The following is a 24,208-nucleotide window of genomic DNA, read 5'->3' as shown; positions in this document are numbered from 1 at the left end:
CAGGGCCTCCGCCGTGAGACGTGGGTTGGTAGCATGCGTTCGATCCGCTCTTCGAGTCGCGGTTGGCGTTCGACCGTTTGGGTTCGCTCGAGTCAAACGCTTCGGTCGGGGTCGTTCGCAATCGTTCGTGAACCGGCAATCGACGGGGGCTTGTCCCGTGAGTGACGGTTCGTGACGAACGGAAACTGGCAGGATTTAAGCAAGGCCGGAACGCCCGTTCGAATGGATATGAGACTACACGAATATCAGGCGAAGGATGTCTTCGCCGACGCCGGCATCCCGACGCCGGAGTCACAACTCGCCTCCGACGTCGACGGGGTCGTCTCCGCGGCAGACGAGATCGGGTATCCAGTCGCAGTCAAAGCGCAGGTACACGTCGGTGGCCGGGGCAAGGCCGGCGGAATCGAACTCGTCGACGACGCAGACGAGGCTCGCGAGGCAGCCGACTCGATCCTGGGAATGGATCTCAAGGGCTACCACGTCGAGCAGGTCCTCGTCGAGGAGGCCGTCGACTTCACGAACGAACTCTACGTCGGCATCACGATGGATCGCGGCGAGGGCAAGCCCGTCGCGATGGTCTCGACCAAGGGTGGGGTCAACATCGAGGAAGTCGCCGAGGAAGACCCCGACGCGATCGCACGCGAACACGTCGATCCGTCCTTCGGCATGCACCCCTACCAGGCCCGCAAGGCCGTCTACGACGCGGGCGTCGACGAGGCGGTTGCCCGCGACGTCTCGAGCATCCTGAAGACGCTGTACGATCTCTGGGAGAACAAGGACGGCTCCGACGTCGAGATCAACCCGCTGATGATCACGGCAGACGACGAGGTCATCGCGGCCGACGCCGTGATGAACGTCGACGAGGACGCTCTCTTCCGCCAGCCGGAACTGGCCGAGATGGAAGAGGAAGCCGCAAGCGGCGACGAACTCGAGCAGAAGGCAGACGAGTACAACTTCGACTACGTCCGTCTCTCGGGTAACACTGGTATCATCGGCAACGGTGCCGGCCTCGTCATGACCACGCTCGACCTCGTCGACCACTACGGCGGCGAACCCGCGAACTTCCTGGACGTCGGTGGTGGCGCGAAGGCAGAGCGTATCGCGAACGCGCTCGATATGGTCTTCTCGGACGACAACGTCGATTCGGTCGTCTTCAACATCTTCGGCGGGATCACCCGTGGCGACGAGGTCGCCCGCGGGATCAACGAGGCACTCGAGCAGTTCGACGAGATTCCCAAGCCGGTCGTCGTCCGTCTCGCTGGCACGAACTGGGAGGAAGGCATGGAGATTCTGAACGAGGACCTCGTGACGGTCGAACAGACCCTCGAGGATGCGGTCCAGCGTGCTGTCGAGTACGCTGAGGAGGTGAACGAACAATGAGCGTTCTAGTCGACGACGACACGCGCGTCGTGGTACAGGGCATCACCGGCGGGGAAGGCAAGTTCCACGCCGAACAGATGATGGAGTACGGCACCAACGTCGTTGCCGGTGCGGTTCCCGGCAAAGGTGGCCAGGAGGCTGCTGGCGTTCCCGTCTACGACACGGTCCACGAAGCGGTGGAAGAAGAGAACGCCGACACGTCGGTCATCTTCGTCCCGCCGGCGTTCGCCGGCGACGCGGTCTTCGAGGCGCTCGATACGGACCTCGATCTGGCCGTCGCGATCACTGAAGGCATCCCGACCCAGGACATGGCCAAGGTCAACAAGCGCCTCTCCGAGACCGACACGCGACTCATCGGTCCCAACTGTCCCGGTCTCATCACCCCTGGCGAGGCCAAACTCGGCATCCTCCCCGGTAACATCTTCTCGGAGGGCAACGTCGGTCTCGTCTCCCGCTCGGGCACTCTCACCTACCAGGTCGTCGACAACCTCACCTCTCGCGGCATCGGCCAGACCACCGCGATCGGTATCGGCGGCGACCCGATCATCGGCACGAGCTTCATCGACGCCCTCGAGCTGTTCGAGAACGACCCCGACACCGACGCCATCGTCATGTGCGGTGAGATCGGTGGCGAGGACGAGGAACAGGCCGCAGCCTTCATCGACGAACACGTCGACACGCCCGTCGCCGGCTTCATCGCCGGCCGCACCGCGCCGCCGGGCAAGCGCATGGGCCACGCCGGTGCGATCGTCTCCGGCTCCGGTACCGGTACCGCAGAGAGCAAGATCAACGCCCTGAACGACGCCGGCGTCCCGGTCGGTGACACCCCCGAGGAAGTCGCCGACCACATCGAAGAGTTCCTCTAAACCGGCGACCGCAGTCTTTTTCGACTCGTTCGTTTCTCGTCGCTCGTTCCTACCGAGTAGTAATACCCGAAAACGCTTCACGTCGATTGTTCGAACGACTGTTCATGTACGAGACAGTTCTCGCACCGACCGACGGTTCGGACGGATCAGACACCGCGCTCGCACACGCTATCGACCTCGCGGACAAGTACGACGCGACCCTGCACACTCAGTACGTCGTCGAATCGTCGCCGGCGTTCGGGGACACGCTCGACGACGACGCCGAAGAGGACATTTACGGCTCGCTGTTCGACGCCGGCGAACGTGCCGTCGCCGACGTCACGGAGCGCGGCGAGGAGGCAGGACTCGAGGTCGAGTCGTCGGTCGTCCGTGGCGTCCCACACGAGGAAATTCTCGACTGCATCGATGAGAACGACGTCGACATCGTCGTTATGGCGACGTCCGGTCGGACGGGGACGTCTCGAGAGTTGATCGGCAGTGTCGCCGAACGAGTCGTTCGCTCGTCGCCGGTTCCGGTCGTGACGGTCAACGTCGGCGACGAATGATCCCTTCGCGGAGTCTCGAGTCGACGAGAGAGCGGTCAGCGACAGCGACGAGCACGGCCGAAAAGATAGCTAGAACGGGTTGAGTTGCGACAGCAGCCGGCGAACTGTTCCGGGGGAGTCGTCTCGCTCGGCGGCTTTGGAGTCGGTTTCTGCATCCGCCGTCTCGTCGCCGCTCCCGATTTCGTCGCCGGAATCGGGATCGATGTCAGCGGTGAGCTTCGGCTCGTCGGTCTCGGGTGCTGAACCGGTCGAGGAGTCTGTCGGAGGTGCCGCCGAATCGACGACTTCAGTTCCTGCTTCCGACTCGAGGGCTTCGCCTGCGGGCTCCTCGAGCCGATCTGACGCGGATTCATCTTCGCGTGTGTCGGTCGATCGACCCGCGTCGGTCTCCTGGGATTCCGAGCCGGCAGAGGGTGTGATTGCAGTGGTCTCGTCCGTCTCGGCCGGTTCGGGATCGGTGTCTCGAGAGTCGTCCACGTTGCTGGTCTCCTGAGAGTCGTCCGTCTCGGTGGTCTCCTCCGGAGCGGATGGGGCGTCGGTGGCGGCGTCTTCGTCGGCCGGATCGACCCAGAGGAACTCCTGTTCTTTCGTTCGGCCGGTCAACAGCAGCGCTTCCAGTTCCTGCTCGTCGGCGACGAGATCGTCGCCGACAGGCCACTCGGGTTCCGGTTCCGGCTCGTCCGCGCTCGCGATGATGTCGTCGGGGCTCTCGTCGCCGAGGACGTCGTCGGCATCGTTCCCGACGTCTGCCTTGAGTTCGCCGAAAACGGAGTCGGCAGTTCGATCCTCCACCGCCTGGCTGACCCGCTCGTGATCGGTCGCCCAGTCGTCGACTGCCGGCTCGTCCTGGGAGTCCTCCGCGATCCCGCCGAACAGTTCGTCCCCGCTCGAGCCGACGTCGAACCCACCCCCGTCCCCGGTCTCGTCGTCGATCGTACTGTTAGTCATGGGTCGGCTTGCCCGAACTACATTTTCACACGTATTTAACTTTTGGAATTATTCCAATCGGAATGAGTTAGAGCACTTCCATATTAGTGTACTGGCCGTTTCGAGTATTTAATTCGACACTCGTTCGACAATTAATCAGTCACGTGATAGTTCGTCCGATCGGCGGACTCGATCACGTTGTCCAGCGAACGACTCGATCGAAACACGGCGAAAAACGTCAGCCGAGACGAACGTATTTTGGCTCTCCCTACCGTTTTCGACCCGTAGACGCGTTCGTGTACTGTATCCGACCGCTATTTCTGTCAATGATAGACGACAAAACGGAACCGTGAGAATAAAAGCACGCCGAGGATTCCGTTCACGCGAATGGAAGACCGCGGGTTCGACCTCGAAGATCGGGTGACGTCTCTCGAGGCGCGACGACGGACGTTGTCACCTGCGGATCGAGTGGCCGAGCGGGGTCACTTCGCTCCGCCACCGGAGGGTGATCTACCGGTCCTCGAGTCAGACGAGGTGCTGGTGTTCGGATCGAACAACTACCTGGGGCTGACCACCGACCAGCGAGTACAGGACGCCGCCAGACAGGCCGCCGCGACAGTCGGAACAGGTGCCGGTTCGAGCCGGCCAGCCACTGGTGACACGCTCGTCCACCACGACCTCGAGCGCCAGCTGGCCGAGGTCAAGGGCACCGATCGCGCCCTCTCGTTTTCCTCGGGGTACGCCGCGAACGTCGGCACGCTCACAGCACTCGAGCCGGACGTCGTCTTCTCCGACGAGTCGAACAACGCGGGGATCGTCGACGGCTGTCGGCTCTCGGGTGCCGACACGGTCGTCTACGATCACTGTAGCCTCGAGGATTTGCGGTCGAAACTCGAGACGCGAGCCGAACGCGGCGACGACGACGAGTCCTGGCTGATCGCGACTGACACCGTCTTCGGGGCGGTCGGTACGGTCGCACCGCTTTCGTCGATCTGTGACCTCGCCGAGAAGTTCGGTGCGTGGGTGCTGGCCGACGAGGCCCACGCTACCGGGCTCTACGCCGACGGCGGCGGGATCGTCCAGGCTGAAGGGCTCGAGGATTGCATCGACGTTCAACTGGGAACGCTCTCGATGGCACTCGCCAGTCAGGGCGGCTACGTCGCAGGCAGCGACGCGCTGATCGAGTGTCTGATTCAGGACGCTCGATCGTTCGTCTCCTCGACTGGGCTCTCGCCGACGGCCGCTGCCACGGCGAGTGAGGCGTTGCACGTCGCCCGACACAGCGATGCCCGCGAACAACTCTGGGAGAACGTCGCCCACCTCCGGGACGGCCTCGAGGCAATGGGGTTCGAGGTTCTCGGCGATTCCCAGATTCTCCCCGTCGTGGTCGGCGACCGGGAGGACGCGACCGCCCTCGCCGACGGGATCAGGGAGCGAAACGTCGTCGCAACGCCGATCCAGCCGCCGAAAGTACCCACTGGTGCGAGCAGAGTCCGGGTGACGCCGATGGCGACGCATCGACCCGTCGACGTCGTCGCCTGTCTCGAGGCGTTCCAGGCGGCCGGCGAAGAAGTCGGGTTGTTGTGACTGAGGCTGGAGGAAACCGGTCAATCAGGCCGGCGGCACCGGCTGCTCTCGATCGCCTGGAACCGACCCAGACTCCTCCACTGGCACAAAATAGGACGATCCGTGGAGGTCGAGCAGCGACGAGACGATCTCGGATTTCCGATGTTGTACCTCGAGGTGGACCCGGAGATCCGTTCGATCGTCGTACTGTTCCGTACAGAGCGGACAGCGCTGCTGGTCGGTCGTCATAACGGTCACTACCCAGTGACGCTGCTCAGCGACCTAATACTATCGCTGGTCGGAACCCTGATAGATGAGGAGCCATCGGCCGCGATCAGAGGAAGTCGTTTAGACCCGACTGGTCGTCGTCGGTCTCTCCCGTCTCGGACGTCGACTCGACCTCCGTCGAGCCACCGTCGTCGCTCGAGGCCGCGATCGTCGCTTGCTCGTCGTCGCTCGAGTCTCCGGTCGGCTCGTCGTCGGTCTGGTCTCGCGATTCGTCTCCGTCGTCTTCGCCGCCGAAGAAGGCAGAGCCAGAGTGTTCGACGGTCGCTTCCGTTCGCCGTTCTTCGGCATCCTCGACGATCGACTGGACCTTGTTGGTGTCTTTTCCGCTGCCGGTGACGAACGAGACCTCCTTCTCGTCGAGTTCGTAGACGGCCGCCATCTGGACGGTGAGTTCACGGTTCTTGCAGTGATGGGTCATCGCCGAGAGGAACGGGAGGATCTCGCGACGAGCCGTGGCGACGCTAGTCCCCTCTCGCTCGGCGATCCGCTCGGCGATCGCGTCGCGGGTGTTTCGCGTACCTTTCGTCCGCCCGAGTTTCGACCAGTAGCTCGGCGGACCGTACCGGGTCCAGCCGCCTTTCGGCTCCTGTCGGGACGCGGCGACGCCAGCGGTCATGTTGTCGGTCGCATAGCGCCAGTACGAGTAGTTCTGCGTCGACCGAACCCGGCCAAGCCAGCGGTCGGCGTTCGCGAGGAACTCGTAGGCGTCAGCCAGTTCCTCCCCCTCGTAATCTTTCGGCACGTTGTCCTCGATCCAGTTCAGCAGGTCGTCGGGCGTCTCGTCGACGTCGTAGGACGCCCGCAGTGCACCCTCGGCGTCTTCCTCCTTGATGAGCGTATCGAGGTAGTCGAAGATTCCCTCAGTGGTGTCGCGTTCGCCCGTCACCACGTCCTCGACGGTCAGCCGTTCGGCTTCCTCGGCGACCGCCTGCAGGTCGTTGACTGCCGAACGAAGGTCGCCGCTCGTATCCTCGGCGATCGACTCGAGAGCTTCCTCCTCGAACTCGATGCCCTCGCGCCGGCAGATGTCACGCAGCACGGGGACGATCGACCGCTTCGAGACGTCCCGAAACTCGATCGTCTCGCAGGCGTTGCGAAGCGACTGGCTCATGTCGTAGAACTCGTTTGCCACGAGAACGATCGGCTGGTTGGCGTCCTTGACGACGCGAGTAACCTCTCGAGAGCCGCCGTAGTCGGCGTTGCCGTGGAAGTTGTCCGCTTCGTCCAGGATGACCAGTCGTCGACCCGCGCCGCCGCTCGTGAGCGTGCCGGTCTTTGCGGCTTCGCCCGCGATGCGTTCGATCACGTCCGCGCCGCGGCTGTCGCTGGCGTTGAGTTCCATTACGGGCCACCCCATGTCGTTGGCCAGCGCGTGGGCGGCGGAGGTCTTCCCGATGCCGGGGCTGCCGTGGACGATCACCGCATCCCGGTGCTCGTCCCAGGTGTCGGCCCACTCTTTCAACTTGTCTCGGGCCTTGTTGTTCCCGCGTACCTCCGACAGCGTCGTCGGTCGGTACTTCTCGGTCCAGTCGCTCATTGAAACGTAGTTGGTGAGAGTCGCGTTTAGGGATTGCGGAGCGTTACCGGCCGGCTTCGTCGAGGGCAGTGTTGCGTCCCTTCTCACGATGTTCGACAGCCGACTTCTCGCCGTCGGCGAACTCGTCTCGCAGCGCCTCGAGCGGGTCGTCCGCGATCGGAACTAGCTTGATCCCGTCGGAGAGCGGAACGATGTGATAGCGCTCACCGTATTTCTCCCGGATTTCCTTCGGGAGCATGAGACGACCGCGGTCGTCCAACGCTACGTCGGCCATGGCTTCGGTTACAGTGGATACCATCAAAAGCGTTCCCTGGGCCGATTTCGTTACCGACCGCCGAAAGCGTTCGACGAGGGGTGTTTCTTCACCGATCGGTTTCACCTCGAGTCGGACACGTCCCGTCGTTCTCGAGGGTTCGACTATTGGGGGCGTCCGCTCCGCTCGTCGGTCACAGGGGTGTGCGAGACGGCCCGGGAACGGCACGGTCCCGGTCGGCCGAGAGGACGTTCAGCGCGCTCGCGGGCAACGCTACCGCCTCGAGATACGTTGGAGTAGTAATATATTAGCACACCCATTACGAGCGGCCACGTATGTCCCTGCTGGTCACCGCAGTTTCATGGACCTTGCTCGCGGTTTTCGTCGCAATCGGTGCGGTCTGTTCGCTCGCCGTTGGCTACCTGTACGGTCGACTCGCCCGGAACTGGTCCGGCGAGGCCGCCGCCCGCTGGACGAACGTCCTCACGGGTGCGACGGGGTTTCTCGCCGGCGTCGTGACCTGGGTCGTCGGTAACGCCGGCCTCTTCGCACCGGGAGACGGGTTCGTGGATACTCTCGTCACGATTCTCGCCAGTGCCGGCGCAGCGATCGTCGTCAGCGGCGCGACGATTACCGCGATCCTCCGTGCCGACCCTGACCTGCCGGGCGTCGACCACGTGCCGACGGTCCGGCGTCACTACTTGCGGTATCTGACCGTTCTCTTCGTCTTCGTCTTTCTGCTTGCCTCCGGAATCGTAACGGCACTCGACGGCGGACCGGTCGGTCTCGTCCTCTTACTCTTCGGATTATGGATCGCGGCCTGGGCGGGCTCACCGTTGTTCTCCGGACTCTCCTCGAGGACGCGTCGTCCGACCGACGACGAACGAGCGCGGATCGATCCGCTGCTCGAGCGCGTCGACCTGTCGATCCGGGACGTTCGGATCGTCGAGGCCGACGATCAGTATCTCAGGGTCGAGGTGGCCGGCGCGCCCGGCGGTCGGTTCCTGTTCGTTCCGGAAGCCGCACTCGAGACGTTCGACGACGAGACGCTGACGGCGCTGCTCGCGTCCCGTCGCGAGCAGGCGACTCATTTCGAACAACTGCTTTCGGTAGCGCCATACGTGGGTTCCCTGATCGTGGTTCTACTCGTGCTTGGCTCCGATTCGGTCTCGCTGGTTCCGGGGCTCGTGGCGGCTCTCGTTGTCGCCGCGGTCGGACTCCTCGGAACCCGGAAACTCCGGTACTACACCGATGCTCGTGCTGGTGCCGCTGTCGGTGCCGAAACGCTGGCCGACGCGTTCGAACGCGCTGCGAAAGCGGCGGGCGTCGACCTCGAGGACGCGCCAGGGTGGAACCTATTTTCGAAAACACCGCCGCTTGCGGAACGAATCGAGCGCCTTCGCGAGCGCGAGGAAGTCGAAAACGGCCGTTAGCGGTACAGCGACAGGTAGAGCATCCCGAAGCCGACGATGAAGGGAACGGTCTCTGCGATGTAGAAAAAGGCGGGTGGCGACGGGAGCTGTGCGACGATGGTCGTGAGCGCGACGCCCATGCTGAGGAAGGCGAAGCCGATGAACGCCGACTCGAGGCGTTTCGATGGGTTCGCCCGGTACGATTGAAAGCTGATGACCGTAAGCCCGAGCGCGAGGGCGAAGACGGTCATCTGCATCATCATCAGGACCGTGTCGATCAGGACGTTCATCTGGGGTCACCGTATCTGCTGTCGTGTCGCATCGTGGGGCGCCGGGCGAACGGGAGCGAGATCATGTGTCTCACTTCGCACCGAGTTCGTCCCAGAGCTGTGTGAACCGATCCGGCAGGTTCTCCTCGCGGAAGATCCGGACGTCGTACTCGTCGTCCTCGAGCGAGATGACCGTGCTGTTGAAGTTGCAGGTGTACTCCTTGTAGTGGTTGCCGTCGTCGGCGACGAGCGTTCGGTCTTCGATGAGGTCGTTCTCTTCGAGGAGGTCGATCCGTCTGTAGATCGTCGGCTGGGAGAGATCGAGCCGTTCTGCGAGCTCCTTCGCAGAGCCAGGTTTACGGCTGATCGAAGCGAGAACGGTCCGAGCGTGCTCGTCCCCGATCGTATCGAGAATTTCTTCGATGGAGGACTCGTCATCCATATCTCGCTATTAGAGACATTCAAAGCAAAAAGTTTCCGTCTCCATTGGAGAATTTAACTGCAGAAAACATATTTGAAGGTGAAATTGCTGACAATTTACAGTAAGGCTCGCCATCGCCGGTCTGGGCCGGTTTCTCGAGGGTGTTTTCAGTTCGTGAGAAGACCTATATATACCAGTTCTCTCCGTTCGAAGCCACTGACAGTAATATATCACGTGTTGCTGTGATACCCCGGTATGGCAACGACTGATGACGTATCAAACGGAATGACCGAACCGTGTGAAGTGTGCGAAGTTGACACGTTACACGAAGTCTCCGTACAGATCGTCACCGAAGGTGGAACCGGTGAGAACGCACGGTACTCGCGAGAGCCATATCGAGTCAAAGAGTGTCAGCGATGTGGCAACCGGGAGAGCCAGCGGATGAACAACGCATAACCGACGACTGTCTTTTCGGTCCCGACGAACCGTCTCCGGTAGCTACTTGAGTCGACCGGGCTACCGACCTGTATGGGCGGACGCGGGCCGAAACGCGAACTCGCGGAGAAGATCGCCGGCGAGATCACGCTGAGTGACGACCCCGGCGCGACATTGCGCAAGTGGCGAACAGATTTCGACGTCTCACAGACCGACCTCGCCGGCGAACTGGACGTCTCCTCGTCGGTCATCTCGGACTACGAGAGCGGCCGCCGTGAGAGTCCAGGGATCGGCGTCGTCGGCAGACTCGTCGAAGGGCTGCTTGCGATCGACGAACGCCGTGGCGGGGACCGCATCCGACAGTACGGCCGCGTCCTCTCCGCCGGCTTCGACAGCGACGTCGTCCACGACCTGCGCGAGTACGCGACCTCGATCCCGCTCGTACAACTGTACGACGACATCGACGCGACCGAGATCGCCACCGGCGGCACGGACCGCATCAGCGGCCACACCGTCATCGACAGCATCCAGGCGATCACCCGGCTCTCGAGCGAGGAGTTCTTCCGGCTCTACGGCCAGAGCACGAACCGCGTACTCGTCTTCACGGGCGTGACGCGTGGCGAGTCGCCGCTGGTCGCGCTCCGGGTCGTCAACCCGACGCCGAACGCCGTCGTCCTCCACGGCATCGACGAGGACGAACTGTGGCCACACGCGGCGGATCTGGCGCGTATCGACGGCTACTCGCTTGCCGTGACGAACGAGCCGCTCGAGGACCTGCTCGATCACCTCGTCACCCTCGAGTGACGACGATCACGATGAAAGGGCTCCAGTTGCGCCGAACCGAACGTCACACGCTCGTTTTGACCGTCGTCTACGTGCTATCGCTCGCAGTCGTCTACACGGTCGACGACGCGATACTGTGGATCCTCTGGGCAGTCATCGTCGTCCTGGTGTCGGGTGGTGTGATGGTGTACTACAATCGGTCGACGCCCGTCGAGTCGGAGTAGTCTCGGTTTTTCTAGATTCCAGGCAATGGAACCCACCAGCCGTGCCCGGCCAGCCACGACAGAATCGAGAGGCCGACCGAACTCGAGGCCAGGGCTGCGATCGAACAGCCGGCGATCGTTCGCCGGAAGTGGCGCTCGGTCGTCTCCTCACAGCCCGGTGCGACGACGAACTCGGTGACGGTGTCGCCGGCCGTGATCGTCGGTTCGGTGGCGTCGTCGCTCAGTTCGTTCGCGATACCAACCACCGTCACCTCCTCGCTCGGCCGGAGCGCTTCCTCGTGATAGATCCGGTTCCGGTCTGTCGGCTCGAGGTCGCTCGACTCGAGGAGATGCGTCGCGAGAGGGTCGGACGGTCGGGAGTCACCCGGAACGGGTTCCGACGCCGTTCGATCGAGTCGGAGCTGAGCTCCCTCGGGATCGACGACGACCCGGCCAGTATCGTCGCGAACGGCAAAGGGCGTCCGTCGCTCCTCGAGGAGGGTAGTCTGGTCGACCAGCGCCGAGTCGAGCGTCGTCGCTCCCGCCGAGGTCGAGCCGAACTGGTAGTCGCTGTCCCCCTGCAGTCGCTCGTCATCGTCGTCGACCACTCGCGTCGCGGAGAGTCGGTAACAGACCGCTTCGCCGCCGGTTACGGGTGCCTCGAGTGGCTCCTCGAGCGGGACGACCGTTCCCGAGACCTGCACCGAACCGGACGTGACTTCGCCCGCGTCGGTCGGTGTACTGCGCCGAAATGCAACGTAGGACCGGAGATTCGTTACTACGCCGCCGAGGAAGTAGAACCCGACACCGACCAGCAAGCCGGCGATGACGAAGGTCCCAAAGGCAGTTCGGCTACGCCCGAAGGGGTTGGCCGGACCGACCGGGTACTGGCCGACGGCGAACGGGAGCCACACGGCGAGCACCGCGAGGAACAGCAACGTGGCGTACAGTCGAGTGCTTACGTGAACACGCCGGTCGACCCAGGCCACCCCCGTCCGGGCATCGTCGTTCCAGACTGCCAACCCGACGACGACGAGCCAGACGTGGAGAAGCAACGCGAGGGCGACGGCGTCGAAACCCGTGACGAGCGCAGTCGACTGTACTGACGGTGCTGTGGCTCCCATAGAAACGTCGGTGATCGCCGACCGATCAGGCGATCTGGTCTTCGTACTCGTCGGCCGACAGCAGGTTCTCGAGTTCGTCGGTGTCGTCGGCCTCGATCTCGAGCATCCAGCCGTCGCCGAACGGCTCTTCGTTGACGAGTTCGGGCGCGTCGAACAGGTCCTCGTTGATCGAGACGACCTCGCCGCTGACGGGGGCATAGAGGTCCGAAACGGCCTTGATCGATTCGATGACGCCGAACTCCTCGTCCTGGGTGACGTCGTCGCCTTCGTCCGGAAGTTCGACGAAGACGACGTCGCCGAGTTCGTCCTGTGCGAAGTCGGAGATGCCGACGCGGACGACGCCGTCGGTTTCTGCTGCCCACTCGTGCGATTCCTGGTACCGTCGGTCCTCGGGAATGTCGAAGCTCATTATGCTGTGTCGATGAACGGTGTGGTTTCAACTCTTGCCTTTTTCGACCGCCCGCGGACGACGACCTGCAGGGTCGTCCCCGGGTCGGCGTACTCGGCCGGAACGTAAGCGAAGCCGATCGCCTGCTCTAGGGTCGGACTCATCGTGCCGCTGGTAACCGTCCCGATCACACGATCGTCCGTGTTCGTCACGTCGTAGCCGTGTCGCGGGACGCCACGATCGATCAACTGGAAGCCGATCAGTTCCTCCTCGATGCCCTCCTCCTTGACTTTTGCCAGGGCGTCACGGCCGACGAACTCCGTCTCGAGGTCGACCGTGAAGCCGATTCCGGCCTCGTAGGGGGTCCGGGGATTGTCCTCGGGATCGAAGTCCTGGCCTGCAAGCAGGAGGCCGGCCTCGAGTCGCAGCGTGTCGCGGGACCCGAGTCCGCAGGGCTGGCAGTCGAAGGCCGACCAGATCCGTTCGGCCTCGTTCCACGGGACGATCAGTTCGTAACCGTCCTCGCCCGTGTAGCCCGTCCGTGCCGTCCAGCAGTCGACGCCGTCGATCGTCGCGTACTGGGCTTTGAACCGCTCGAGGTCGGTGACCGACTCCTCGGCCACCTCCTCGACGAGAGCGGGTGCGTTCGGCCCCTGGACCGCGAACATCGCGTACTCGTCGGTCCGGTTGTCGACGGTCGCCTCGAGGTCGAGGTCGTTGCGGTGGCTGATCCAGCGTTCGTGCGTCGCTTCGTCGGTCCCGGCGTTCGGCACGAAGAGGTAGGTCGCCTCTCCGTCCTCGTCCGGAAGCCGATAGACGACCGTATCGTCGATGATAATACCGTCTTCGTTCGTGATCGCGGCGTACTGGGAGTCGCCGATCTCGAGACGGCTCACGTCGTTGGTGGTGAGCCGTTGCATCAGCGTCGTCGCGTCCGGCCCGGTGACGTGGATCTGACCCATGTGGGAGACGTCGAAGATACCGACGTCCTCCCGGACGGCCTCGTGTTCCGTCTGGATCGAGTCGAACTCGACTGGCATGTCCCAGCCGCCAAACTCCGTAAACTTCGCACCACGGTCGTCGTGGATCCGGCGTAACGGCGGCGTCTGAAGCGGCATACCTGGGATGACATTCCGGGGGTAGTAATGTCTTTCCGTCGGACGAGTTGCGGACGGTAACGGCAACGAGCCGGAAAAGGTGGTTCGAACGGCTGGGTCTAGCTATCGTACTCGGTGACCGTCAGCGTGTACTCGCCGCTGCCGCTGTAGGCGTCGACGAGAACGTGCAGGTCCGCGGACGTGTCGGGGTTTTCGATGACGATCTCCTCGTCGCTGCCCCAGGTGTAGGAGATGTGGTCGTAGTCCGAGGTGGTCGGACACGTGTCGCGCTCGTTCGCGTAGAGGTCGTACGTCGCGTTCGACGGCCCCTCGAGGTCGATGACGACCGATCCCGGATCGTCGAACTCCCAGCCGTACGTCCAGCAGTCGCTGTCCCAGGAACCGGAGAGGGAATCCGTGATCGTCGACTCTTCGCTTCCGCCGTTGCCTCCATCGTCGTCATCGTCATCGTCGTCATCGTCGGGATCGGTGTTGACGGCGCCGTCGGCGTCGACGCGGCCGTACCCCTGTGCGTCGTCGGAGAGCCCGATATCGACTGCCGTGTTCTGGAGGTGACTGCGCAGTTGCTCGTTCGACAGGCCGCTGTGAGCCGACAGTGCCAGCCCGGCGACGCCCGCGGCGACCGGCGACGCCATCGACGTCCCCGAGTAGGAGTCGTAGTCGCCCCAGTTGACCGCCGAGAGCACGTTGCTGCCCGGTGCGGCGAGTTCGATCTCGGGCCCGAGGTTCGAGAAGTTCGAGAGGTTCTCGTTCTCGTCGAGCGAGGAGACCGCCATCACCGTGTCGTAGGCCGCCGGATACGAGACGCTGCCGCCGTAGTCGTTACCGGCCGCGGCAACCAGCAGCGAGCCCTGATCGTAGGCGTACTGGCAGGCGTTTGCCATCGTGCTCGAGTAGCCGCCGCCACCCAGCGACATGTTGATGATCTCGGCACCCTGGTCGGCCGACCACTGGATCGCGTCGGCGATGTCCGAGAGGGAGCCGCCGCCGCTGGCGTCGAGTGCGCGGGCGCTTAGCATCGAACAGTCCGAGATACCGGCGTGTCCCGTCCCGTTGTCGGTGCCGCCGGCGGCGATGCCGCCGACGTGGGTGCCGTGGTCTTCGCTCGCGGTGGCGGGATACGGATCGCTACTGTTGCCGGCGAAGTCGTATCCGTAGTTCGAGACGCTGTCGTCCATGTTGCCAGCGAGGTTCTCGTGGTCGTACTGGATCCCCTGGTCGATGATCGAGATCGTCACGCCGGGATCGCCGAGCGTCGTCTCCCACGCGCCCTCGCAGTTGACCTGCTGTGGCGCGTACTGGTTTCCGTAGAGGGGATCGTCCGGCGTGTAGAACGCCTCGACGGTTGCGTTCTCCTCCACGTAGGCGATATCGCGGTCGCCCAGGACGTTCTTCTTGAAGTTCTCTTTCGCCCGGTCTGCGGCGTTGCTGGGGAACTCGACGGCTACGTAGCCGAGCGTCTCGTTCTCGTGGACGATTTCGGCGCTGCTCGGAATCTTCGGCTCGGCCGTCGCCTGCAGGTTCGACACCGAATCGTCGAAGCCGACGAGGAGTTCGTCTTTCTTCGGCCCCGGTTCACGCCCGGGAGTCGCACCCGTAACGCCGCTGAATCCGAGGAAAGCGCCCAGTGCGCCAGCCGTTTTCAGTACTGATCGCCGATCGAACTGTGGACTGCCACCTTCTGACATGGTGCGATATCACAATCCATGAAGGTAGATTAAAACGTTATGAAACGCCACGAAATTTAATATGTTATTGATAGGATCAGTGAATGGGGAAAGGAAAATAACTAATGGATGTTTCCATCAGAAAAACCTGCTCGTGTTTCTCAGTGTGCGAACCGTAAACTCGGATGCTGTTTTCCGCTCGATGTCGACGATTGCGTCGAAAAATGGCTCGAGTCCGGACAGAAGATGGGTCGTCGCGGAGAGTCTTGGAAGACCCTCGTTTATTTACCTTGTTCTTCGACAGTGACGACGTACTCGCCAGAACCGTCGGCCGCGTGGATCTGGAAGCGTATCTGCTCGTCGCCGGAGAGGTCGACGGTGACCTCCTCGTCGCTACCGGAGCCGGTACTCGCCTCGTCGTAGTTCCAGCGCGACGGAGAGTTCCCGTCGAGTGTCACGTAGAGGTCGAAGTCGGCGCTATCGGGGCCCTCGAGCGAGAGCGTCGCGGAACACGGATCGGCCGTCCGCAGCGAGTAGGTGTAGTTGTCGGTTCCACCCCACCAGCCGCCGGAGAGGGAGCCTTCGGCCCGTGCGGTGGCCGTCTCGTCGCCACACTCGCCGGTGTCGTCGTCTTCGTCGTCTTCGTCCTCGTCATCTCCGCCGCCGGTCTCGTCGATAATCGCTGCAGGACTCATCTCTTCGGCATCGAGTTCGACCCACATTACGTCGGGGTCGTCGATCTCGATCGACGTGACGGCGCCGTCGACCCAGAAGGCGTCGCCGTGTCCGCCACCGGTAACGCCGCCGGCGTGCCACGTTCCGTCGTCTTCCTCGATGAAGTCCTCTGCCTGGAAGGTCCCACCCTCGATGCTCCCGCCGGAGGGACTCTCGTACGGTGCGTCGGCGAATTCGACGGGTCCGTCGGCCGTAAATTCGTAACTCGCGAGGCTAGCGTCGGGATCGGTGACGAACGCGAGAAGGTGGTCGTCGCGGTCGTCTAGATCGTCTTCTTCCTCGTCGTCTTCGGGTTCCTCGGGCTCTTCGGGTTCGTATCCGTCCGGAACCGTATTCACTGCAGCGTCGGCGTCGATGCGGCCATAGCCCTGCGCCCTCGAGGAGAGGCCGACGTCCGTCGCGGTCTGTCGGAGATGCTCCCGCAGGGACTCGTTGTCCAGCCCCGGATACGCGGACAGTACGAGGCCGGCGACGCCGGCCACGACGGGCGACGCCATCGACGTTCCGGACGCGCGGGTGTAGCTGTCGCCAAGCGTCGACGACAGGACCCTCGTCCCGGGCGCGGCGAGTTCGATCTCGCGGCCTCGGTTGGAGAACGAGGCCAGTCGATTGCGCGAATCCAGTGCCGAGACTGCGATCACGGAGTCGTAGACCGCTGGATAGGCGACGCTCCCGCCGGCGTTACCCGCAGCCGCGACGAGGAGACAGCCCTGGTCGTAGGCGTACTGACAGGCGTTTCGAAGCGTGTGCCAGCCGCTCGAGCTACCGAGCGAGAGGTTGATGATGTCGACGCCCTGGTCGGCCGACCACTGGATCGCGTCGGCGATGTCCGACAGCGACCCGCGGCCGCTCGAGTCGAGTGCGCGGGCGCTCAGCATCGAGCAGTTCGAGACGCCGGCGTGTCCCGTCCCGTTGTCGGTGCCGCCGACGGCGATCCCGGAGACGACCGTCCCGTGGGTCTCGTTGCTGTTGACGGGGTAGGGGTCGCTTCCGCGACCGACGAAGTCGTCGCCGATCCGGTCGTCGACGTTTTCCGCCAGGTTCTCGTGGTCGTAGGCCGTTCCGGTGTCGACGACGGAGATCGTTACGTCCGAGTGGCCGAACGTCTCGTCCCACGCACCCTCACAGTTGACCTGCTGGGGCGTGTGCTGGGAACTGTAATGGGGATCGTTCGGCCGGGTGAACGACTCGAGCGTGGCGTTTTCTTCGACGTACTCGATCTCGTCGATCGATTCGAAAGCGTCGGTGATTCGGTCTTTCGCTTCCTCCGGTGTGTTCGCCGGGAGTTCGACGGTGGCGTAGTGGATTGCCTCGTTGCTGTGAACGACGCGACCGCTACCGCCGAGTGACGACTGAACCGCTCCTTCGACGTCCGAAACGTCCGGCGAGACGCCGATGAGCAGTTCCGTTCCTCGCGAGCCCGATTCCTCGTCGGAGTCGGCAGCCGCGACGCCGGTAGAGCCGAAGAACGCACCGAGTGCGCCAGCGGCTTTGAGTACGGATCGTCGGTCGGGAGTGGGGGTGCCATCTGGTGGCATGTGGTGACAGTCAGGTATTCCTGAAATTATTAAAATCTTCGCGAACTCAAGACCATTTATTCAATCAAATATTCACCTTTCTCTGGTTAGTCATAATATCATTTGGATATAAGGGAGAAACAAGTGAAGGTCGCGATTGAGGGAACGAATTCGGGCAGATAAACCAGCATTCTGTTTTCGGCAGACGGCGCCGGGATAGAAGGGAGGGGGTTGCCGAACCTCGAAGACCCAGCGCGAATGCGCGGCCGCCGAGAACGGCTACAGGAGAGCAACCGGGTTCTCACTTCGTCTGTCCTGCAGTCGCCCCGACGACCGCGTTTCGCTACACCTATGCCGTGGCCTCGGCTACCGGTTTGCATGTTCGATCGCGTTCGGGCTCGTCTCGCGCCCGACCTACACGCTGAACCGACGGTTGGGCTGTTCGTCGACGGACCGAACGTCCTCAGAGACGAGTTCGACGTCGACCTGAACGACCTCCGCGAGGCCGCAGCCGATCTCGGACGTGTCGGCGTTATCCGACTCTACCTCGACGAACACGCGACGCCGGGACTGATCCAGGCCGCCGAAGCCCGCGGCTTCGAGGTGATCGTCACCAGCGGCGACGTCGACGTCAAACTCGCCGTCGACGCGACCGCCCTCGCAAGCGACGGAACCATCGATCGTCTCGCGGTCGCCTCCCGGGACACAGATTTCAAGCCGGTCCTCGAGTACGCCGGGACCGTCGGCATCGAAACGGTCGCGATCGCTCCGGGTTCACACGGTCGGTCCGACGCACTCCGGAACGCCGCGGACGAGGCCGTGACGATCGGCGCCGACTGAGACGGATTGCTGTAACGATGTACCGCCGTAACCGCCGCTCGGGTCGCGGTTGCGCCGGAAATGATTACAGTAAACCGTATGAGACGGTCTGTATTACTTCTCGAGAGCGTGCAATGCAGTCGAGTCTTTATACCTGTTCCTGTCGTTGCACGAGTATGGAGAGGGTCACACATCACGGCCGGGAAACGGCCTACGAAATCGTCGGCGAAAGCGACGATCCGTCGGTGTGTTGTGTCCACGGCACCGGCGGTAATCGCGATCTCTGGCAGGGACAACACTCGCTCGCCGACGACCACTCGCTCGTCACACTCGATCTCAGCGGCCACGGCGACTCCGCGGACATCGACGCCAGTCCGGGCTACGCGACGCTGTCCGCGTACGTCGACGACGTCCTCGCCGTCGTGGAAGAAACCGATGTCCGGACGTTGATCGGGAGTTCGTTAGGCGGCGCGGTCGTCCTCCAGTTACTCCTCGAGCGTTCGTTCCGCCCCGATGCCGTCGTGTTGACCGGCACCGGCGCACGGCTGGGAGTGCTCGAGGACCTGCTTTCGTGGCTCGAGACCGACTTCGATCGTGCAGTCGAATTCCTCCACGCTCGGGATTGTTTCTTCCACGATCCCGACCGTGACGTCGTGACGCTGTCGAAAGAAGCGATGTACGACTCCGGACGGGAAGTGACCAGCCGGGATTTCCACAGCTGTCACGGGTTCGACGTCCGCGATCGACTTTCCGAGATCGACGTCCCCACGCTGGTCGTCTACGGCGAGTACGACCGACTGACGCCGCCGTGGTTCCACGAGTTCCTCGCCGACGAGATACCTGACGCCGAAATCGTCGCGATCGAGGACGCCGCACAGCTTGCGATGCTCGAGCGGCCGGAGCCGTTCAACGAGGCCGTTCGGACGTTCCTCTAGTGGCGGTTCAAGCTTGAACTGCCGAGCAGAACCGAACGACTGCATCTGGTTCTGCTCAGCAGTCGACGCTTGGAACGGGACTAGTAGATGTCCTCGAGGTCGGCTTCCTCGTGGCTGTGTTCTTCGGCCGGGAACTCGCCGGACTCGACGGACGTGACGTACTCCTCGACGGCGTTTTCCATCTCTTCGCGGACTGACCCGAACTGCTTTGCAAACGACGGTGACCACTCGCTCAGGCCCACTGCGTCGTCGACCACGAGCACCTGTCCGTCGCAGTCGGGACCCGCACCGATTCCGATCGTCGGAATGTCGATCGCGTCGGTGACCTCTGCCGCGAGGTTCGACGGGACGTGCTCCAGTACGAGCGAGAACGCGCCGGCCTCCTCGTGGGCCCGTGCCAGTTCGAGGATGCGTTCCGCGGCGTCCTGGTCCGTTCCCTGGCGCGGGTAGCCGCCGTACTGGTTGACGTGCTGGGGCGTCAACCCGAGGTGAGCCATCACCGGAATGCCCAGCTGGACCATCTTCTCTGTAAGCTCGACCGTATGGGGACCGCTCTCGATTTTGACCGCTTCGGCACCCTCCTCCTTGAGCATCCGTCCGGCGTTCTCGAGGCTATCTTTCTCGTCGACGCCAAAGGAGAGGAACGGCATGTCGGCGACGACCAGGGCGTCGTCGGTTGCCCGCGAGACCGCACCGACGTGGCGGGCGACGTCGTCGACGGTGACCGGGATGGTCGTCTCGTAGCCCAGCGACGCGTTGCCGACGCTGTCGCCGACGAGAACCACGTCGACGCCCGCATCGTCGACGATTCCGGCCGTCGGTGCGTCGTAGGCCGTCAGCATCGTGATCGGTTCCTCCCCTGCTTTCGTTCTCAGATCCCGGACGGTGGGCATAGCTACCAATTCGTCTCCGACGATTAAACATCACTGTTCTTCGACTGGACCGAACGCGTAACCCGCGACGCTTAAGACGAATGCGTCGGGATTGTCAGCCGTGCCAGAGCCCGTCGAAACGATCGATCCCGAGGGAGTCGACTACGGCTGGGTGATGCAGATCACCTTCGTGCTGACGATCCTCGTCGGTGCACCGATCGTCGCCATGCTGTCGATTCCCTTCGAACTCACTACCTGGGCCGCACGAGCCGAGTTCGCGGTTCGCGTCGGTGCCGTCGTCTGGCTGGTCGTCGCGATAGCGGTGTTTGCATACGCGAAACGCAAGCACGGTCGCGACGAGTAACTCGTATACCGGACAGAGTCCGTGAGCGGTCGGTCGCGAGTTCACTGCCGTCGTTCCGGGACAGCCCCGTCGTCCGACAGTATCAGACGTACTCGAACGCCGTCCCCGCACGCCGGGCAGTCACCTCGTCGCGTTCCGAATCGCCGACGAACACGGTCTCTTCGGGATCGGCCCCGAGCGTTCGAACTGCCTCGAGCAGCGGCTCCGGATCGGGTTTCCAGGTCGAGACCGTATCCCGGCCGACGACGACGTCGACGGGTTCGGCCAGGCCGTGTTTCTCGAGGGCGATCCGACACGCCGCCTCGCAGTTGAGCGAACAGACGCCGACCGGGACCGTCCGCTCGAGTAATTCGTCGGCGTGGGCAAGCCGGGGTGCAGTCTCGGCACCCGTGCGTTCGTGGCTGGCGATCGTCGATTCGACCTCGGATCGAACGCCGGCATCGTCGGCGTATCCGAGCAGGTCCCACAGATTCTCGCTCGGTGGTTCGACGTCTTCGGTCTCGTACACCTCGAGAACGTCCTCGGCGACGCGGTTCCAGTCGACGTTCAGGTCGACCAGCGTACCGTCGAGGTCGTAGACGACGGCGTCGTACTCGCTCATGGAGACCGATACGGGCGGTGGCGGAATAGTGACTTCGGTCGCTGTCGAGGCGAGCGATTCGATCACTCGGTCACCATCTCGCCTGCTGCCTCCTCGAGTTGCTCGCTCGCGAGGACGCGGTTGGCCCGCCGGAGCCGTTCCGACAGCGCCTGATGTGAGATGTCGAGTTCGTTCGCCAGTTCCTCGAGCGAGATCTCGCGTGGGACGTCGTAGTACCCCTGTCGGTAGGCCTCGGCGATCGCTTCCTGCTGTGGTTCGGTGAGCGCGGCCGTCGTCTCGAGGCCTTCCTCTCCTCCGGCCTCGACCATCCGCCTGACGTCGATCCGGACGTCGTTCGATTCAATATCGGAGACGGCGTCGGACAGTTCCTCCCGAAGCGGGAACAGCAGGCGAAGCGTCCACTGGTCGTCGACGACCCTGGCTCCCAGTACCGTCCCGCCGTTGGTATAGACCGCCCGACAGACGGAGTTGACCGATTCACCGTAGCGGAGTCGGTAGAGCCACTCGTCGTCGTCGGTGTTTTCGAGTAGTTGCCGATGCTCCGCAACGGTCGGGTCCGCCTCGAGGGTCGCCTCGAGATCGGCCGTGTCGACGCCAGAGAACCAGACGAGCGGCGTCGTCCTCGACGGTCCTTCGGCGACGACGCTTTCGACGCGGACCTCGAGTTCCGGGAGTCGCCGGAACGTCTCTGCGAGGGCGAACTCGTCGGTTGGGAGTGTGAGTTCGGCGACCGTCGTCATCCGACCATCACCTCGTCGACGTGGTCGTCGCCGCGGCCGTCGTCACGACCGGATTCTATCGACGCCGATTCGTACCCGATGCCGTCGTGGTAACTCTGGAAGGCGGACCATCTCATACTATCACCGATCCGGATCGACTTCGAATCAGGACCGAGCCGCGAACGCGACCGCACGTCGAGGGGGTATGCGACGCTCGTAACTGGACTCGCGGTGATAGAATCGTCAGTTCGAACGCCGTTGACCGGCAGGCCTTGATGTTCCAGTCGTTTAAGTCGATTCGACCATGCAGTCGACGCCTGGAACGGAGTTAGTCGAGTCGAACGAGCCGATTCAGCGCGTACACCGTCCGGAGCACGTCGACGCTCTTGCCGCGATCGAAGACGAGTTCGTCGGTCTCGAGGACGTGCTGGAACGTATCCTGCGAGGAGTGTTCCGGTGCCGCTGCGATCCCCGCGTCGTTCTCGTCGACCCACTCCATCACGCGCAGGTCGCTCTTCGAGTCGCCCATCACGAGCGCGAACGGGTCGTCGACCCCCAGTACCTCGAGTGCCCGCTCGACCCCGACGATCTTGTTCAACTCGAGGCTGCCGATCTCGGCCGCGTCGGCCTCGTAGTAGGCGACGTCGATACGCTCGAGAATCGACGCGAGTGCCGACGGAACGTCGTCGGCCTCGAGGTCGGGATAGGCACCTTCGCCCTCGAGGACGGCCCTGATCTCGGGGTCCTGTGCGGCGTAGAACGCGCGGGTCCAGTCGACGACTGATTCACCCTCGGGGGCGTCTGTGGTCCCGACCGTCGATCCGACGGCGTCGGCCAGCAGATCGATCAGGTAGACCAGTCCCTCGTCGATGACCTCGCGAGCGTTCGAGGAGCCGGTCTCGTAGTTCGGTTTGAGGGTGACGTTGAACTCGTTGCCCTGGAGGTGACAGCCCCGTCGGAGTTCTTCGGGGGCTTCCGGGAGGATGCGGGAGCGAACGGCGTCGAAGACCGTCCGGATCTCCTCGTCCAGATCCTCGTAGAGGAGTTGCTTCGTCTCCGCGCCGTGGCCCGGCGTGAAGACGCCGGTACCGGCCTCGTAGACGATCGAGAGGTTCCCGGAGTGGACGATTTCGCTTCCAAGCCCCTGGATCGCAAAGCCCTTGACGTTCTCGAGGGTCTGGCCCGTACAGATGACGATCGGGACGCCCGCCTCGTGAAACTCCGTCAGTACGTGCAGCGTCTCGCGGGGAATCTCGTTGTCCGTGCCGCCCGCCGACCGGAGCGTCTCGTCGACGTCGAGCACGAGGACGTTCACCGCCCGACCGTACTTCGCCTCGAGATCCAGCGCGGTAAAGGCCTGGTCGCGGTCGGCTCTCGAGGCTACCTCCGCGAAGGTCTCCCCGGCCGCGAAGTCGCCCCGAATCTCGTCCTTTCGGTCCTGGAGTTCCTCGGTCGCGTCTTGCCAGTGCTCGAGGGCGACCCGGGAGTCGACGGCCGGAAAGACGTCGACGAACTCCTGGTACTCGCGTAACGTCTCGGTGTCGTACTCGTCGTAGAGCCGGTAGACGAGGTCGTATCGTTCCATGGTACCAACAGCCAGCGGCCGACGAAAAATCGTTTCCGGTCCCGGTAGCGCGGTGTTTGCACACGACGACACGCCTATAAAAATGGCGACCGAACCGACAGTATATGAAGAACGTCGACGATCTCATCGAGAGTGCCGCCGAACTCGCAGACCGGGGGCTCTCGAAGGGCGAAATCGCGGACGAACTGAACGTCTCCCGGGAGACTGCAAGCTGGCTCGTCGAACGCAGCGGCGCGTCGCCACAGCCGACCAGCCAGCCAAGCCAGACAGTCGAAGGGGGAACCGGCCCACAGGACATCCACGTCGACTGGTCGGCGATCGGTCGGGACAGCAAACGGATGGGGTTCGTCGCGTCGGCGATGGCTAACCTGCTCGCCAAACACGGCGAGGACGTCGACCTGACGATCGGCATCGAGAAAGCCGGTGCCCCCATCGCGACGCTCATCGCGAGCGAACTCGAGACCGACCTCGGAACCTACACTCCGGCGAAACACCAGTGGGACGACGACGATATCGAGGAACTCGGCGGTACATTCAGCCGGAACTTCGCTGGCATCCGCGACCGCGAGTGTTACATTGTCGACGACACCATCACCAGCGGCACCACCATGCGAGAAACCGTCGAAGCGATTCGTACGGAAGGCGGTGAACCGCTCGCCTGCGTCGTCCTCGCCGACAAGCAGGGGCTCGAGGAGATCGACGGCGTGCCGGTTTACTCGCTGTTGCAGGTCATCAGCGTCGGACAGGACGAGTAGTCGGAGACGGGACGATTTCTCACCGTCGAGACGGGAAAGAGGTAGCCAGTCCTGTCACCGTCGAGGATACCGACTTTTCGTGGCACGTATCGTAACAACTGCAACTATGTACACCTGATCGCAC

The 24,208-nt window shown here is 63.3% G+C and carries 27 protein-coding genes; 12 read left to right on the top strand and 15 right to left on the bottom strand.

Annotation, left to right across the window (positions count from 1 at the left end; all coding sequences use genetic code 11):
* Positions 1–228: 228 nt before the first annotated feature.
* The 3 genes from sucC to BLR35_RS11515 all read left to right on the top strand — a co-directional run bounded on the left by sucC (position 229) and on the right by BLR35_RS11515 (position 2,791).
* A complete protein-coding gene (gene sucC / locus BLR35_RS11525; RefSeq protein ID WP_090382950.1) occupies positions 229–1,380 on the top strand; it encodes an ADP-forming succinate--CoA ligase subunit beta in 1,152 nt (383 codons plus the stop codon).
* Positions 1,377–2,246 (top strand): succinate--CoA ligase subunit alpha, encoded by an 870-nt coding sequence (sucD, locus tag BLR35_RS11520; protein ID WP_090381883.1) that lies wholly within the window; start codon positions 1,377–1,379, stop codon positions 2,244–2,246. The genes sucC and sucD overlap by 4 nt, the downstream gene beginning before the upstream one ends.
* Before the next feature lie 104 nt (positions 2,247–2,350).
* The gene (locus tag BLR35_RS11515; RefSeq protein ID WP_090381881.1) at positions 2,351–2,791 is read left to right on the top strand and encodes a universal stress protein; all 441 of its coding nucleotides are present in this window, start codon (positions 2,351–2,353) and stop codon (positions 2,789–2,791) included.
* 69 nt (positions 2,792–2,860) lie between these two features.
* Here the strand turns inward: BLR35_RS11515 and BLR35_RS11510 are convergent, their stop codons facing one another.
* Positions 2,861–3,739 carry a prolipoprotein diacylglyceryl transferase gene (locus BLR35_RS11510; protein ID WP_090381879.1) on the bottom strand — a complete coding sequence of 293 codons (879 nt, stop codon included), beginning with the start codon at positions 3,737–3,739 and terminating at the stop codon, positions 2,861–2,863.
* Positions 3,740–4,105: 366 nt separating this feature from the next.
* On the opposite strand from BLR35_RS11510, the gene BLR35_RS11505 reads away from it, so the two are divergent.
* Entirely contained in the window at positions 4,106–5,305 is a 1,200-nt protein-coding gene (locus BLR35_RS11505; RefSeq protein ID WP_090381877.1) for an aminotransferase class I/II-fold pyridoxal phosphate-dependent enzyme, read from the top strand.
* A 24-nt stretch (positions 5,306–5,329) separates the two neighbouring features.
* On the opposite strand, the gene BLR35_RS11500 is transcribed toward BLR35_RS11505, so the two are convergent.
* The 3 genes from BLR35_RS11500 to BLR35_RS11490 all read right to left on the bottom strand — a co-directional run bounded on the left by BLR35_RS11500 (position 5,330) and on the right by BLR35_RS11490 (position 7,383).
* The gene (locus tag BLR35_RS11500) at positions 5,330–5,533 is read right to left on the bottom strand and encodes a hypothetical protein (protein WP_090381874.1); all 204 of its coding nucleotides are present in this window, start codon (positions 5,531–5,533) and stop codon (positions 5,330–5,332) included.
* Between the two features lie 85 nt (positions 5,534–5,618).
* Positions 5,619–7,109: a replication factor C large subunit gene (locus BLR35_RS11495; RefSeq protein ID WP_090381872.1), complete on the bottom strand. Its 1,491-nt coding sequence runs from the start codon at positions 7,107–7,109 to the stop codon at positions 5,619–5,621.
* Positions 7,110–7,152: 43 nt separating this feature from the next.
* Entirely contained in the window at positions 7,153–7,383 is a 231-nt protein-coding gene (locus BLR35_RS11490) for a hypothetical protein (protein ID WP_090381870.1), read from the bottom strand.
* A 314-nt stretch (positions 7,384–7,697) separates the two neighbouring features.
* Between BLR35_RS11490 and BLR35_RS11485 the strand changes: the two genes are divergently transcribed.
* Positions 7,698–8,795 carry a peptidase gene (locus BLR35_RS11485; RefSeq protein WP_090381867.1) on the top strand — a complete coding sequence of 366 codons (1,098 nt, stop codon included), beginning with the start codon at positions 7,698–7,700 and terminating at the stop codon, positions 8,793–8,795.
* Here the strand turns inward: BLR35_RS11485 and BLR35_RS11480 are convergent.
* Complete coding sequence (locus BLR35_RS11480; protein ID WP_090381865.1) at positions 8,792–9,064, bottom strand: DUF7521 family protein; 273 nt, start codon at positions 9,062–9,064, stop codon at positions 8,792–8,794. The genes BLR35_RS11485 and BLR35_RS11480 overlap by 4 nt on opposite strands.
* Positions 9,065–9,134: 70 nt before the next feature.
* On the bottom strand, positions 9,135–9,485 hold the full coding sequence (locus BLR35_RS11475) for an ArsR/SmtB family transcription factor (RefSeq protein WP_090381862.1): 351 nt from the start codon (positions 9,483–9,485) through the stop codon (positions 9,135–9,137).
* 234 nt (positions 9,486–9,719) lie between these two features.
* Between BLR35_RS11475 and BLR35_RS11470 the strand changes: the two genes are divergently transcribed.
* The 3 genes from BLR35_RS11470 to BLR35_RS11460 all read left to right on the top strand — a co-directional run bounded on the left by BLR35_RS11470 (position 9,720) and on the right by BLR35_RS11460 (position 10,906).
* A complete protein-coding gene (locus BLR35_RS11470; RefSeq protein WP_090381860.1) occupies positions 9,720–9,920 on the top strand; it encodes a DUF7835 family putative zinc beta-ribbon protein in 201 nt (66 codons plus the stop codon).
* A gap of 72 nt (positions 9,921–9,992) precedes the next feature.
* Positions 9,993–10,703 carry a helix-turn-helix domain-containing protein gene (locus BLR35_RS11465; protein ID WP_090381858.1) on the top strand — a complete coding sequence of 237 codons (711 nt, stop codon included), beginning with the start codon at positions 9,993–9,995 and terminating at the stop codon, positions 10,701–10,703.
* Positions 10,700–10,906, top strand: coding sequence for a hypothetical protein (locus BLR35_RS11460; RefSeq protein WP_244510231.1), 207 nt, complete (start codon positions 10,700–10,702; stop codon positions 10,904–10,906). The genes BLR35_RS11465 and BLR35_RS11460 overlap by 4 nt, the downstream gene beginning before the upstream one ends.
* A gap of 11 nt (positions 10,907–10,917) precedes the next feature.
* Here BLR35_RS11460 and BLR35_RS11455 read toward each other — a convergent pair whose 3' ends face one another.
* The 5 genes from BLR35_RS11455 to BLR35_RS11435 form a co-directional block, all read right to left on the bottom strand.
* The gene (locus BLR35_RS11455; protein WP_090381855.1) at positions 10,918–12,009 is read right to left on the bottom strand and encodes a GIDE domain-containing protein; all 1,092 of its coding nucleotides are present in this window, start codon (positions 12,007–12,009) and stop codon (positions 10,918–10,920) included.
* Positions 12,010–12,034: 25 nt separating this feature from the next.
* Positions 12,035–12,418, bottom strand: a complete 384-nt coding sequence (gene gcvH / locus BLR35_RS11450; protein WP_090381853.1) for a glycine cleavage system protein GcvH — start codon at positions 12,416–12,418, stop codon at positions 12,035–12,037.
* Positions 12,418–13,515, bottom strand: a complete 1,098-nt coding sequence (gene gcvT, locus BLR35_RS11445) for a glycine cleavage system aminomethyltransferase GcvT (RefSeq protein WP_090381851.1) — start codon at positions 13,513–13,515, stop codon at positions 12,418–12,420. Before gcvT ends, gcvH begins: the two co-directional genes overlap by 1 nt.
* Positions 13,516–13,613: 98 nt before the next feature.
* Positions 13,614–15,203: a S8 family serine peptidase gene (locus BLR35_RS11440; RefSeq protein WP_090381849.1), complete on the bottom strand. Its 1,590-nt coding sequence runs from the start codon at positions 15,201–15,203 to the stop codon at positions 13,614–13,616.
* A gap of 260 nt (positions 15,204–15,463) precedes the next feature.
* Positions 15,464–17,455 carry a S8 family serine peptidase gene (locus BLR35_RS11435; RefSeq protein WP_090381846.1) on the bottom strand — a complete coding sequence of 664 codons (1,992 nt, stop codon included), beginning with the start codon at positions 17,453–17,455 and terminating at the stop codon, positions 15,464–15,466.
* Positions 17,456–17,812: 357 nt separating this feature from the next.
* Here BLR35_RS11435 and BLR35_RS11430 point away from each other — a divergent pair, with 357 nt between their 5' ends.
* Complete coding sequence (locus BLR35_RS11430; protein WP_090381843.1) at positions 17,813–18,274, top strand: NYN domain-containing protein; 462 nt, start codon at positions 17,813–17,815, stop codon at positions 18,272–18,274.
* Between the two features lie 155 nt (positions 18,275–18,429).
* Entirely contained in the window at positions 18,430–19,188 is a 759-nt protein-coding gene (locus BLR35_RS11425; protein ID WP_090381839.1) for an alpha/beta fold hydrolase, read from the top strand.
* 80 nt (positions 19,189–19,268) lie between these two features.
* Here BLR35_RS11425 and panB read toward each other — a convergent pair whose 3' ends face one another.
* Complete coding sequence (gene panB / locus BLR35_RS11420; protein ID WP_090381836.1) at positions 19,269–20,081, bottom strand: 3-methyl-2-oxobutanoate hydroxymethyltransferase; 813 nt, start codon at positions 20,079–20,081, stop codon at positions 19,269–19,271.
* Positions 20,082–20,181: 100 nt separating this feature from the next.
* On the opposite strand from panB, the gene BLR35_RS11415 reads away from it, so the two are divergent.
* Positions 20,182–20,424 carry a DUF5822 domain-containing protein gene (locus BLR35_RS11415; RefSeq protein ID WP_090381834.1) on the top strand — a complete coding sequence of 81 codons (243 nt, stop codon included), beginning with the start codon at positions 20,182–20,184 and terminating at the stop codon, positions 20,422–20,424.
* 82 nt (positions 20,425–20,506) lie between these two features.
* Here BLR35_RS11415 and BLR35_RS11410 read toward each other — a convergent pair whose 3' ends face one another.
* From BLR35_RS11410 to BLR35_RS11400, 3 genes are all read right to left on the bottom strand, one after another.
* Positions 20,507–21,025: an HAD family hydrolase gene (locus BLR35_RS11410; protein ID WP_090382945.1), complete on the bottom strand. Its 519-nt coding sequence runs from the start codon at positions 21,023–21,025 to the stop codon at positions 20,507–20,509.
* A gap of 62 nt (positions 21,026–21,087) precedes the next feature.
* Entirely contained in the window at positions 21,088–21,765 is a 678-nt protein-coding gene (locus BLR35_RS11405) for a helix-turn-helix domain-containing protein (protein ID WP_090381830.1), read from the bottom strand.
* A gap of 307 nt (positions 21,766–22,072) precedes the next feature.
* On the bottom strand, positions 22,073–23,329 hold the full coding sequence (locus tag BLR35_RS11400) for an HAD family hydrolase (RefSeq protein ID WP_090381828.1): 1,257 nt from the start codon (positions 23,327–23,329) through the stop codon (positions 22,073–22,075).
* A 104-nt stretch (positions 23,330–23,433) separates the two neighbouring features.
* On the opposite strand from BLR35_RS11400, the gene gfcR reads away from it, so the two are divergent.
* Positions 23,434–24,084, top strand: a complete 651-nt coding sequence (gfcR, locus tag BLR35_RS11395) for a transcriptional regulator GfcR (RefSeq protein WP_090381825.1) — start codon at positions 23,434–23,436, stop codon at positions 24,082–24,084.
* Positions 24,085–24,208 lie beyond the last annotated feature (124 nt).

The organism is Natronobacterium texcoconense, assembly GCF_900104065.1.
Classification (GTDB): domain Archaea; phylum Halobacteriota; class Halobacteria; order Halobacteriales; family Natrialbaceae; genus Natronobacterium; species Natronobacterium texcoconense.
This window is presented reverse-complemented; position numbering and strand designations above follow the sequence as displayed.